Origin of the sequence: Candidatus Nitrotoga sp. 1052 (assembly GCF_927312905.1) — a bacterium.
Taxonomy (GTDB): domain Bacteria; phylum Pseudomonadota; class Gammaproteobacteria; order Burkholderiales; family Gallionellaceae; genus Nitrotoga.
This window is the reverse complement of sequence record NZ_CAKMHQ010000040.1, coordinates 38014-51590: the sequence shown is the minus strand read 5'-3', so window position 1 is coordinate 51590 and position 13577 is coordinate 38014. Positions and strand designations below refer to the sequence as shown.

The following is a 13577-nucleotide window of genomic DNA, read 5'->3' as shown; positions in this document are numbered from 1 at the left end:
TTTTACACTTGCAATTTGTTATTTTTAATGGGGGGAAGTCCGACAGGCTGCTAGCGCACTCATCAAGTCAGCATCCACATTTTTGGCAAAGCCGCGCAACAAATATGCGCCGCCATCAAGACAAACCTGTTGCAGATTGAGGTCTGGCAGACCATCAAAAAGATCGGTATTCATATTTAGTGCCTGCAAGGAAATCGCTGAATTTTCAGTACGTGCACCACAAATATTTTTCCTGTTACCGAATCGTTAATTTCCATGATTCTGGGTGATCGTAATTCCACGCTTGTTAAAATCAGACCTAAAGAAATTTAGTTTTGCTTCTGCGGGTTCCGCACAACGCACATCTTCTGCTCCCCCAATCCAAAATATCACGATGTGTGACATTCTGGAATAGAACTCTAGCGCAAAAATAGCGAGTAAATTTTAGCTTTTTGAAGATCGCGGATTCAAGTTTGAAGTGCAACAGCCAGTAGTTATTTGGTGTAACGTAGTTTGGACAACAGTTACTCTCCGTGGTTTTCAATTACTCTTATACATATCATGATTTTTATGTTTAACTTAAAACAGTTACATGTTACTTGGAATAGTGTATAGATCTCGTTTTACGAGAAATGTAGATCTGTAGTATCAAGATTTTTTAACAAAAATAACGATAAGGATAAGGATAATCAACCCATGATTCGACATACTAAAAAACTAATATACATAGCCCCCACACTAGCCTCCATGCTGTCCTGTGCCGATGCCATAGCTGGCGCGCCTATTGGAACCATTGTCTATGGGCCTGTCCCGCAGTCGATTCCCACCCTGTCTGGATTTATGCTCGTGATTCTCGGATTGTTATTTGCAGTATTGGCTTTTCGAGTACTTCGAGCTCATTCGGCCAGTAAACCGCTTGCATCCATTGTGGCTTCGGGAGTTATGGTCCTGAGTGCGGCATCCGGAAATCAACTCATCCAGAATGCACAGGCAGTAATCCTCCCTCCACCCCCTTCTTTATCCTTCAGTAACCCGTCCGGTGGTATCCTCAATGTATATTATACCGGAGAGTTCCTGATTTTGAATAACAGCGGCCAGCCCCAACGGGTCATAAGCGTGACAGTATCCCCGCTATTCGTGGACAACCCAACTTCTCAACAACCGAGGTGTACCGTAGGGTTGTCAGTGCAGAATAACTCCTCCTGCTATATGAATTTTACTTATGATGGACCTTCCCCTCCTTATGAACCTGGTGGTCCTGTTCCGCCAGCATAACAGGCCATTGTAGATGTCATCATCGCCAACAGCGCCCAGATTTTACTGGGGACAGTATTTGGCGGTGTGGCGCTTGTAATGCTGATTGAATCCATTAAATTTTAGCTTTTTGAAGATCGCGGATTCAAGTTCAAAGTGCAACAGCCAGTGGTTGCTTGGTGTAGCGTAGTTTGGACAACAATTGCTCTCTGTGGTTTTCAACTGTTCTTGCACGTATCATGATTTTTGTGTTTAACTTAAAACAGTTATATGTTACTTGGAATAGTGTATAGATCTCGTTTTACGAGCAAGCGTAGCCTGGGCTAATGTAGGTTGGCGCTGAGCTTGCGAAGCCCAACATCACAAGGGAATGAACACATGGGGAGACCTCAGAGCCTGCCCGCATTCTAAAATTTTGTTTTACAATTCATGCATGAAACAAACCCGAAGCTACCACCCCGATTCGCGTTCCGGTGTTGCCGTAATCTTGTGTATGCTTAAATCCGAACCATTGAATTCTTCTTCCGCACTCAGTCGAATACCTACTGTTTTCTTCAGAACAACATAGACTAAAAAACCGCCGCCAAATGCAATGGCGATACCCAGCAGCGTACCGATTATTTGTGCCATAAAACTGATCCCGCCAAGTCCTCCCCATGCCTTTAGCCCGAAAATGCCTGCTGCGATACCGCCCCATGCTCCACATATTCCATGAAGCGGCCAGACGCCGAGCACGTCGTCGATTTTCCACCGGTTCTGCGTTAACGTAAACATCCATACAAACAACCCACCCGCAATGCCGCCAGTCAACAATGCGCCAAGGGGGTGCATCACATCAGAGCCGGCACATACGGCTACCAATCCGGCCAGCGGACCGTTATGTACGAAACCGGGGTCGTTTTTGCCAGCAAAAAGTGCAACCAGTGTGCCACCCACCATCGCCATCAGCGAGTTAACTGCAACCAGGCCACTAATCTTGCCAATTTCTTGCGCTGACATGACATTAAAACCGAACCAGCCAACGGTGAGGATCCATGCGCCTAGTGCAAGAAAAGGAATACTGGAAGGTGGATGTGCCGAGATGCGCCCTTCCTTGGTGTAGCGTCCGCGCCTCGCACCAAGCAGTAAAACGGCCGCGAGCGCTATCCAGCCACCCACTGCATGCACCACAACAGAACCGGCAAAATCGTGGAACTCCGCGCCGAATTTGGTTTGCAGCCAACTCTGCACACCAAAGCGATGGTTCCAGGCAATGCCCTCGAAAAAGGGATAAACAAAGCCGACCAGTAGAAAGGTGGCGGCTAATTGCGGATTGAATTTGGCACGCTCTGCCACACCACCGGAAACAATCGCGGGAATGGCTGCAGCGAAGGTAAGGAGGAAGAAAAATTTGATCAGTTCATAGCCATTTTTCTGCGCCAACTGCTCAGCATCGGTGAAAAAACTGACACCGTAGGCGATGCCGTAGCCGATAAAAAAATATGCCAGCGTGGAAATGCCGAAGTCGGTGAGAATTTTCACCAATGCGTTCACCTGATTTTTCTTGCGCACCGTGCCCAATTCAAGAAAGGCAAACCCTGCGTGCATCGCAAGGACCATGATAGCGCCGAGCAGAATAAACAACGCGTCACTGCCCGCTTTCAGGCTTCCAATATTTTCCATTTCTTACTCCATATATGAACTATCCCTGAGGTATATGCAAATTTCGTTCCAGTTTTATTGTGCCTTGATTTGCATACATATTCATGGGAAATTAATATTCATACATGAATATGTTCACCAGTTTGGTGCATTGGTACCTCATTCATGCTTCATATTGGAGCGTCATCTCGAGTAACGCTATGAAGATTTTCAGCCATTTAATATTTTTTCCAGCCATTTAACATCTTTTCCAGCCAGAAAATGCCAACCATGGTTTTACTGTCATTGATTTTGCCTTGTCTTATCCAGTCCAGTGCATCGGTGAGCGATAGCTCAAATACTTCGAGAAACTCGCCATCGTCTAATTGTCTACCTTGGTAGGTCAGATCTCGCGCCAGAAAATATTCCATGCGTTCATCGGCATAACCTATGCACGGCCAAGCCGTGGTCAAATGCGCCCAGTTACTGGCAATGTAGCCGGTTTCCTCCAACAATTCGCGTTGCGCAGTGAGCAAAATATCTTCACCATGATCAATTTTTCCGGCAGGAAGCTCGATGAATTCGCGTTGCGGCGCATAACGAAATTGCCGTTCCATCAATAGATCACCATTATCCAGAATCGCCAGCACTGCCACCGCACCAGGATGGGCTATATGTTCACGCGTACTTACACTTCCATCTGGCAACTGCACATTGTCTTTAAACACCTTGATGAAATTACCTTCATACATGGCCATCGAATCAATACGCGTTTCTTTTAAATCCATAAATGCTCCTTAAATCTTATCAACGATATGCATGGCACACGCAGGTGACTATGCATTAATAATGTCTTAACCCGTTTCGCCAGATTTGCAAATATTTATCAATTTTTGGCAGTCGTCAATTACCGGCAAACATTGCACTCCCTGGCAGACCCAAGCGCTAACGCCTTGTGTGAAAGGCTTCGTCAGCGTTTCCGGTAGTCCGACAAGCTCGCCTTCCAAAGCCAGGATCAAGGTACCAGGCCAATAATGCTGAAATAATTGCTGACACCACTCTGCGCTTGCTCCTGGAGCACCACGCAAAATAACGATTTGCGGCGGCATGAGATATTCTTGCAAAGTCATTAGAAGGCTAGTAAAGCTCATTGGTTGCTTTGCAAAAAACGGATAATAAAGCGTCAGCGTGCGCTCGGCAGCCTTAAGATAGCGCTTTTCTCCCAAAATATGGCCGAGGCGCTGTAACGCGAGCGCAGCGATGCCATTACCGGAAGGCATGGCATTATCATGCTCCGGCTTGGGGCGATGAATGAGCTTTTCGTGGTCGTGGCTGGTAAAGAAAAACCCACCCGCTTGCTGATCTTCGAATTGTTCCAGTAACACATCGGCGAGCGCTCGGGCAAATTCCAGATCAACCAGACGGAACTGCGTTTGCAGCAATTCCAGCAAGGCGTCCAGCATGAATGCATAGTCATCAAGATAGGCATTCAGATGCGCTTTGCCGTCCTTGCTAGTAGCAAACAGGCGACCATTTTGCCACATTGTGGCATGTATAAAATCCACCGCGCGTTGCGCCGACAATATCCACTCTGACTCGCCCAGTCTCCTGCCGGCACGCGCCATGCCTTTGATCATAAGAGCGTTCCAGCTGACCAGTATTTTTTCGTCACGTCCTGGGCGCACTCGGTTTGCACGCGCGGCGAACATTTTTTTTTGCGCACTGGTAAGTTGCTGCGTGATTTGCTCAAGGGGCAGATGTCGCGCTTCCGCTATGCTGGCTAGCGGCTGGACAACTATCAAATTCCAATGCTTATTTTCGAAATTAGGCGGATGATCCAGACCGTAGTGAGCGGCTACGATGGCATATTCTTCCACGCTCAACAGGCTTGCGGCTTGCTCCGGCGTCCACACATAAAATTTGCCTTCTTCGTGTTCTGAATCCGCATCCAGGCTGGAATAATAACCGCCTTGCGGCGACTGCATCTCACGCATGACCCAACCCGAAACGCCTTGCACCACGCGCTTGAACGATGCCTCGCCCGACAGCACATACGCGTCAGTGTAAAGTGCCAGCAGTGGACCATTGTCGTAGAGCATTTTTTCAAAATGGGGAATTTCCCAACGATCATCCACACTATAGCGGCAAAAACCGCCACCCAGCTGATCGTAGATCCCGCCGTCCGCCATTTTGCGCAGAGTGTGGAGCACCATGCGTCGCGCGTCGGGATTACCGCCGCGCGACGCATACCGTAACAAAAATTCCATTTCGGTCGGGAGCGGAAACTTGGGCGCACCGCCGAAACCACCGTGAATGGGATCAAAAGATTGCTGCAATCCGCTGAATGCATCTTCTAATGACGTTTTATTGAAACTAACCTGATTTTCTGTGCTCGGCAGACTGGTGCCGAACACTTGCATCAGCGACGCACTTTGTTTGACAATGTCATCCTGACGTGTGCGGTAAAGCTCAGCCACGCGTTCGAGCAAAGGCACAAAGCCAGGCAGGTTGTAACGTGCCTCTTTTGGAAAATAAGTGCCGCCAAAAAACGGTACTTGATCGGGCGTTAAAAATAAGGTGAGCGGCCATCCGCCATTACGCCGGGTCAGCATATTATGGGCAGCCTGATAAATGTGATCCAGATCGGGACGCTCTTCACGATCCACCTTGATATTGATGAAATTTTGGTTCATCACTGCAGCGACGTCTGCATCCTCAAACGACTCGTGTGCCATGACATGGCACCAGTGGCAGGCCGAATAGCCGATGGATAGCAGGATCGGCTTATTCTGTTCGCGAGCACACCTCAGTGCTTCCTCGCCCCACGGAAACCAGTCAACTGGGTTGTCGGCATGCTGCTGCAAATAGGGGCTAGTCTCTTGGGCAAGGCGATTAGGCATATTGGGCTCAATAAAAAATATTTCGATCATGTCAGCACTGATGCTTGCTTGACGCCGGGCTTATAGTTATACAACATTACCGTCACCATCACTACGGGATGAGCACCCTATTCACTCGTGCTGACTTTGCCGCCTTAAAAGCGCACATTGTCTCTTTACTATCCAGTTCGAAGGAATGAATGCCGCAGCATTAACAATTCCGTGTATGCAAAATTCAGGACACCCACTGCTGAAAGCATTTTTTTCAACCTGAATAGAGTTGAACGCTTCACGATATTTTATTGGATCAGCTATACTTAAAGAAGTGATATTTGCGCTTCTCTGGGCATCTCTAAAACGCGATTTCCGCCCAATATTGTGTTAAGAAAATCTTGTTTATATAGTCAGATAAATGCGGCGCCCTGAAATTATTCCCATGACTTGCATTCCGGCAAACTCTGAATTTTCAAAGAGATCCATCAGATTTGAATCCGTCTAATTATTTGGTGCAATTTTAGTTTGAATCCACACGTCTATTTTTCCAAGAAGAACTCAACAAGTGCTTCTCAATCATCCTGGTAACTCAATCATAAAGCGCACGTACAAGTTTTTTGCCCTTGCTGTTCTTATCTTGCTTCTTATTGCACTGGCCCTTACCGCCTTCTTTATTTATCGAGAAACAGAAACCTCTGCATACCAGGCACGCCGTCTAGCAAAACTGGCCAATGATCTTCGCTGGGAGGTGAAAAGCGGTCCAAATGGTGGTTTACATTTACCACAAGCAGGGCCATATGACATGCGCCTTGGATATAGTCGGTTACCAGAATTGCTTAAGAATCTGACCGAACGCGGCTTCCATGTGCATGCTCAGGCAAGAATTTCCCCTCGTATGAAGAAACTCGTTGAACAGGGACTATTCGTTCCCTACCGGGAAAAATCGCAGGCCGGTCTCGAAATTGTCGACGGCAACGGTCAGCCACTTTACCGTGCTGTTTTCCCAACCCGCGTTTATGAAAACTTTGAATCGGTCCCGCCACTGGTAACGGACAGCCTGCTATTTATCGAGAATCGCGAGCTGTTGGACCCGGCCCAACCCAAAAAAAATCCGGCCATCGAGTGGACCCGGCTTGGAAAGGCTATGCTGGACAAGACGATTCAGTTCGTTCGCCCCGAACACGACGTACCGGGCGGTAGCACGCTTGCAACTCAAATTGAGAAATACCGGCATTCTCCCCACGGGATGACCCTCAGCCCCAATGACAAGGTGCAACAGATCGCATCCGCCTCCGTGCGCGCTTATCTGGATGGTGAGGAAACAATGCCTGCCCGCAAGCGCATCGTAGTAGATTATCTTAATACAGTTCCACTTTCCGCTGCCTCGGGTTTCGGGGAAGCAAATGGACTGGGAGACGGGTTGTGGGCATGGTACGGCCTGGATTTCGAACGGACCAATCGCATCCTGAAAGCCTGGTCTGCAAGCGGCACGGACCTTGCCGAGACGGCACGTTACTATAAACATGTGCTAAGTCTCATGATCGCTCAGCGCAGGCCTTCCGGCTATTTGACTAGCGATCGCAAAGCGCTGAATGAGCTTACCAATAGCCACTTGCGTGTGCTGGCGCAGGCCGGCGTAATATCGCCCAGCCTCAGTGAGGCTGCGCTGAATGTACCGCTTCGCTTCCGCTATGCCGCTGTGCCAGAGGAAACCAGAAATTTCTCTGCCTCAAAGGCTGCTAATGCGGTGCGTGTGCGTCTTGCTTCCCAAATGGGACTACAACGTCTGTATGAACTGGATCGTCTGGATCTATCGGTGCAAAGCACGCTCGACGGCGAATTGCAAAAAAAGACTACCGATATCTTGCGTCAGCTCAAGAACCCGGAATATGCGCGCGCTGCGGGACTCTATGGCAATCGCCTGCTAGGCGAAGCGGATCCGGGCAAAATCATCTACAGCTTCACGCTTTCTGAGCTGACGCCGCAGGGTGCAAAATTTCGAATTCAGGCCGACAACTTCGATCAACCCTTAGACATCAATAAAGGCACTAAGCTGGACCTTGGATCTACAGCAAAACTAAGGACGTTGGTAACTTATCTTGAAATTATCGAAGCACTGCATCGAAAATATGCTGCACTCGAGCCGGAAGCATTACATAAAGAAGTGAGCGATCCTAACGACGTCCTCAGTCGCTGGGCGATCGAATATCTGCTGCAAAGCACGGATAAAAGTTTGGCAGCCATGCTGGGAGCTGCCCTGGAACGCCAATATTCTGCTAACCCTTATGAACAGTTCTTTACCGGTGGCGGAGCACATTATTTTCAAAATTTCAAACATGAAGACGACAGCAGGATACTGAGTGTGCGCGAAGCGACGCTCAATTCTGTCAACCTTGTTTACATCCGCCTAATGCGCGATATCGTGCGCTACCATATGCTTCATATCAAGGGTTCGTCTGCCAAGATACTCATGGATGCTGACCATCCTGATCGCGAAACATACCTCAGGCGATTTGCAGACAAGGAAGGCACGGAATTCATCAACCGCTTTTATCTTAAATACAAGAATAAAACGGCAAGCGAGATTAACGAGATATTTTTTTCCAGCTTTCGGCACACGCCGCGCCGGCTTGCCGCCGCTTACCGTTATATTCACCCCGAGGCTACCCCCGCTCAGTTCAATAAATTCATGACATCTCGTCTTCCTGGCCAGAGGCCGGACGAGCGCGTTCTCCATGACCAGTATCAGCGCTATGCGCCAGGCAAATACTCGCTGGCGGACCAGGGTTATATTGTAGCTGTACACCCCTTGGAACTATGGCTGGTGCACTATTTAAGTAATCACCCGAATGCGAAACATAAGGACGTGATCAAAGCCAGCGCCGAGGAGCGTGTGGCTGTCTATCGCTGGCTTTTCAAGACTATCCACAAAAATGCACAGGACATCCGAATCCGCAGCCTGCTGGAACTGGAAGCCTTTCTAGAGATTTACCGCGGTTGGAAACGCCTCGGCTATCCCTTCGATGCACTTGTACCATCGCTAGCCACGGCTATAGGCAGTTCGGCTGACCGCCCTGCCGCACTCGCCGAACTGATGGGCATTATCTTGAACAATGGGGCTCGGGTACCCGCGATGCTCATCGAACGTCTACACTTTGCAGCGGGCACTCCCTTTGAAACCATTATGGAACGCACCCCTGACCAAGGCGAAAAAATGTTCTCACCCGACCTGGCTGCTGTGGTGCGTGACGTATTGACCGGAGTAGTGGAAAAAGGCACAGCTTCGCGACTCGCCCACTCCATAGTGAAAGAGGATGGCACCTGGATTCCGATAGGCGGCAAGACTGGAACCGGCGATCATCGTTATGTCACTTTTTCCTCGGCGGGTGTTATTAAGGAATCCCATGCGGTAAACCGCTCTGCCACTTTTGTGTTCTTCATCGGGGATCGATTCTTCGGAACGCTAACCGCATTTGTGCCGGGCGCGGACGCGGCCAACTATCAGTTTACTTCAGCACTCTCTACGCAAGTTTTGAAATACCTCTTGCCCACTTTGAAACCGCTCATTGATAAAGCTCAACCTCTGCCCGAACAAACCTCATCAAAACCAATTGTCAAACACAGGTCGCCAAAAGAAGAGGGAGGAGATGAGGCTGTGAATTCCAGCCAACAACCAGCTTTGGTAGACGATCAACTACCTTGATAGATGAGGTTTTTTCCAAGTTCCAGCGGGCAGTGTTTGTCGCCACGGTATCACTGTTGTGGCAAACGTCTTCCCCAACATTAAGTAAAGCGCCCGGTTTGATAGTTGCCATATCGAGTCGAACCCTTATCTACCATTAGTCCTGCAATCAGCAGCAAGTAAAACAAAAAGCCGAGGCGGGTCTCATCAATCAGGCTATCCACCAAGCCTACAACGAGAAAAGCAGTGAGAGCTGTAAATAATGCCAGACTAGCTGGCTCATTGCCCCAAGCACGCGGTAGCAACCGTCCTATGACATAAGTGATTAGAGCCATGAAACAAATAAGTCCGAGCCACCCCTGCTCAAACAGAACATGGATGTATAAATTCTTTATATGCCACGGCAGGTGGCTATCAGTAGAAAAAAACCAATGATGCATCCCTTCAGAAAAATCGCCGTTACGCACCAGATCTCTGCCCGCCGAATCCAGCAGTGCTACATTGGCTACATCCACTAATGTACCGGCACGACCATTGTAGATTGATAACTTGACCGGGCGTGGGAACAGGCTGTTCGGCGGGCCGAAATTCTTGGCATAGATATGAGCCTCATAATGTCCCCACTGGCCAGATGGCCCTTTAACTTGCAGCGTTGTCCAGACGCAAGTAAATGAATAAAGTAGCGCTTTTTCGCAGATGGGTACAGTCAATTCGGCATTATTAACGCTGCTGCGCAAGTCCATCGAGAACGTGTAGGGTTGTTCCGGTACTATCGCCACTGGTTGCTCAACATACAGGGTTTCTCCACTACCCAGCCGCAAGAAAGTATTCCCATTTTGCGTGACGAATGCATACGTTGAGGGGCGCGAGACTTCGCTCGAGTCCCAAAAATAGGCTGCAGGGAATGTGCCTAAACCAACCCCAAAAATTGGGGCATCCCGCACCCGAAGGATATGCAGCGCATCCGCCCAATGGTCGGTACGTATCACAATATCCTGCTTAATTGTTGCCAAGCGTGACTGGCTATATTTTCCAATAAAAACAGGCCAGGCAACTGCTATTATCACGCTGCCAATCAAGATTACAGCACCCACCCCGAGAAAACTGCGCATGCGGTCGCGTAGCACGAGACGCACGAAACCAAATAATATTATTAGCGTCGCCAATACAAAAGCTGCCTGTCCTCCCCGTGAGAAGGTCACCATGACACTATATGCACCTAAGCCATATAATCCGGCTGCCAGCACGGTGGCTCCCATATGCCGCTGCTGCCAGGCCCATAGTGCCACGAATGGCAATGCAGTCACCAAATAAGCCTCTATATATGCACCGCCAATATGCATGCCGGGGAAAGAACCCGTAATGCGGTAGTCAGTGTCAAAATTGAATAGCCCGGAAAATGTCGTGCGCTCCCAAAGCACGTATAGCACTTCTGCCGCTAGTCCCAGCGTCATGCCGAATGCCAGCCGCCGCGCGGCTTTTGCCGGCTCATTCCATTCATGCACCAACAATGGGATAAATGCTAAAGCGAAAAGCAGCCCTTTCGCCGCGCGCAGCGCATTGTAGGAACTGGTATAGCTCGCAAATGCATTGTGATCGAGTGCACCCAAAGGCCATATACCAATCCCCAAGCTGATAACTGCGGATAGCGTAAATAGCGCCAACAATAGCTTTGCCGGCTTGCGCAGCGCGAGTTGCGCGCTCGGCCTAAGACGCAAGTATCCAACACCTATCGTCACCAATAGCAAGGTGTCGTACTCGGTCCAATACAAACGGCCACTCCATGGCGTCAAATCCAGCAGAGGCAACAAGGCGAGAATCCATACCAACCATAAATCTGGTCGCCACCACAACAACACAATATAAGCCAAGAGCAGCGGCACGACCCAAACTGGACCAAGCGGACTGACCAATGCTGCCATTATCGCCAAACACAAAGCTGCAGTACCAATAAGCATCCCTGACCAGTGGGGTCGCCGTACTGTGGTGGTAGGTTCACGCACTGGTTGCATAAGGGCTGCGGTTTGACCCGGCGTCGCAAATAGCATCTGCAACAGCTGGTACGCCAACAGTGCTGCTGCCGCAGCTATTAAAACATTAGTCGGATCCGGGTGTTGACCAGCAATAAAAAGTTTCCCCCCTTCAACTACACTGGCGAGCATACCTGCAGTGATTGCCGGCCATATGAGAAAACGCTTCGGCTTGCCTGATTGACCAGCCCAGTGCCAGAACCACATCCCCGCACCAATGGGTAAATAGAGTCCCGCCTGAAACAGGAGGCTCACAAGTGCCACCGCCTCGGAGGTGTAGTAGTGGTAATAAAACGGTAAAAAATGCATATTCCCAAGCCGCACTAACCCTTCTGACATGCCGAGCCAGCTACTCGAGAACCAGTTGCTCAACCAAGTAAGCATGATAAGGTAGGGAAGCATGCCAAGAACTAGCATGCCACGCACAAACGGGCTCGCTCTGTGCCAATCAACACCATGTGCTGACTGTGCCAGCCATACCCCTAGCATCATGCCTACAGCTCTTGTGCCAATCGAGGCACCTTGACTGATGCCGGATGCTATCGTCAGTTGCAATCCTTCGATCAGCACTCCCAACAACATCCCAACTGCTGCCGCCAGCAAAAGCGAAAAACGTTTCTTCTGCCCGATGGCTAGTACACCCGATATACCCAAGGGAACAAACGCTAGAATTTCTGGAATCAACTTCCACATGCACCCACCGCCGCAACTCGGTACAAATAGCCACCCCACTTTGTCCGATGCTAAATGCGCTTGCCACTCGTCATAGGTCAGCAAAAAATCGTAAGGAAATAAACTCAATGCTGCATATGCGAGTGCATACACAATCAGAACAGCATAGCGCGCAATCATGCCACCCTGAAATATCGCTCGCACCAAATGTGCAAAGCGCATGCCCATAACGGGCCATAGCACGATGCCCAATGCAGTGCCAATAATCTCGGCAAAAATATCATTCAGCGAAACAGTGCGCGGCGGGAAGAAAATCTGGGTGAATTCGATCGCTATACTTAGACTGGTGCAGGCAAGCAGCACGAATAGCATTGCTACGATACGCCAAGCCACGCTTGTTGAGTGCCACAGTGTGCCAAGCCACACAAAAGCCAAAGGCACGAACAGTAGAATGTTTGCCACCCAGTCTGCGCGGGAACCAATTCCCAAGATAAGATAGCGTATATTTTTGAATACTTCAGATGCTTCCTGCCATGAATAATGCTGGAAATTCAAGGGCACGAGGCTACCGTAGATCGCAAACAGTGTATATGCAACGGCAAGAGCTAGTATAGAAAACCGAGCTGAGGAAATGCTAAGCGAGTCACCGTCCGGGTTCTGCTTGAGATATTTCGGAGTTGCGTGCAAATCAAGCATAAATGAAAATTTATATAGGGTTAAACATAGCCATCAGGATTGGCACTATTACTTATGTTTGCGCCTGCAAACATTATCCTGTTGTTGCCTGCAGTTGGAATCGTGATCCCAGTCTTCTAACATTCATTGCAATTGCAGCCACCCCTGATAATGAAAAAAGCTATGGGTTGAAAGGTGGTGATAGAAGGCGCGAATTTTTGTGGCTCATCCCGCAATCTAACGTGACCCGCCGAATTGACTCGAACCTCAGATTGCTTCCATAGAGCGCACACGTTAAACAGGCTTTTGGCGACTTATCGTCTCCAGGCACTTTCAGTTACTTTCAGTTCCAGCATCCGTCATCTTCCGCTTCCGATTGTAATTCGAAAGGAGAAGGTATGGAACTAACAGCCTCTTCCAATATGAAATGAGCGTAGTAATCGACCTTCGGCCGCAATGCGTTTAGAAGAAACACGATGCGGCGAGACGTGAGGTAAAGTGGAATATCGCGACGGCGAAGACCGAACAGTCACTGGAGCGTCCCTGCCCGTAAATGAGCGTGGTCACAGGTCACGTCTGCGACATTGGTGAGGCCGTGAAAGCAGCCATCCCGTTTGAGCAGATCAAAGTTTTTTTGGACGGAACGCAAAGCTAACGTGACCTTCTAACAACTGGATCCACAAACAGTAATGATGAGCGAAAATGAGGCCGCCTTGGCACTGAATAATGCAAGAAAAAAATTGTTTAAAGACGTCTTTGCTTTAATCAAAAAATATAGAATCAGAACAAAGT

Annotated in this window: 7 protein-coding genes; 2 read left to right on the top strand and 5 right to left on the bottom strand. The window is 49.1% G+C overall.

Annotation, left to right across the window (positions count from 1 at the left end; translation table 11 throughout):
- Window positions 1-24: 24 nt before the first annotated feature.
- A complete protein-coding gene (locus MJ768_RS09030) occupies window positions 25-174 on the bottom strand; it encodes a hypothetical protein (protein ID WP_239290646.1) in 150 nt (49 codons plus the stop codon).
- 501 nt (window positions 175-675) lie between these two features.
- On the opposite strand from MJ768_RS09030, the gene MJ768_RS15425 reads away from it, so the two are divergent.
- Entirely contained in the window at window positions 676-1254 is a 579-nt protein-coding gene (locus MJ768_RS15425) for a midcut-by-XrtH protein (protein WP_445082983.1), read from the top strand.
- A 429-nt stretch (window positions 1255-1683) separates the two neighbouring features.
- Here MJ768_RS15425 and MJ768_RS09025 read toward each other — a convergent pair whose 3' ends face one another.
- The 3 genes from MJ768_RS09025 to MJ768_RS09015 all read right to left on the bottom strand — a co-directional run bounded on the left by MJ768_RS09025 (window position 1684) and on the right by MJ768_RS09015 (window position 5753).
- On the bottom strand, window positions 1684-2895 hold the full coding sequence (locus MJ768_RS09025; RefSeq protein WP_239290644.1) for an ammonium transporter: 1212 nt from the start codon (window positions 2893-2895) through the stop codon (window positions 1684-1686).
- Window positions 2896-3092: 197 nt separating this feature from the next.
- A complete protein-coding gene (locus MJ768_RS09020; RefSeq protein ID WP_239290642.1) occupies window positions 3093-3641 on the bottom strand; it encodes an NUDIX domain-containing protein in 549 nt (182 codons plus the stop codon).
- 66 nt (window positions 3642-3707) lie between these two features.
- The gene (locus MJ768_RS09015) at window positions 3708-5753 is read right to left on the bottom strand and encodes a thioredoxin domain-containing protein (protein ID WP_239290640.1); all 2046 of its coding nucleotides are present in this window, start codon (window positions 5751-5753) and stop codon (window positions 3708-3710) included.
- Between the two features lie 610 nt (window positions 5754-6363).
- On the opposite strand from MJ768_RS09015, the gene MJ768_RS09010 reads away from it, so the two are divergent.
- Complete coding sequence (locus MJ768_RS09010; RefSeq protein WP_239290638.1) at window positions 6364-9429, top strand: transglycosylase domain-containing protein; 3066 nt, start codon at window positions 6364-6366, stop codon at window positions 9427-9429.
- 80 nt (window positions 9430-9509) lie between these two features.
- Here MJ768_RS09010 and MJ768_RS09005 read toward each other — a convergent pair whose 3' ends face one another.
- Entirely contained in the window at window positions 9510-12806 is a 3297-nt protein-coding gene (locus MJ768_RS09005) for a VanZ family protein (RefSeq protein ID WP_239290629.1), read from the bottom strand.
- Between the last annotated feature and the right edge of the window lie 771 nt (window positions 12807-13577).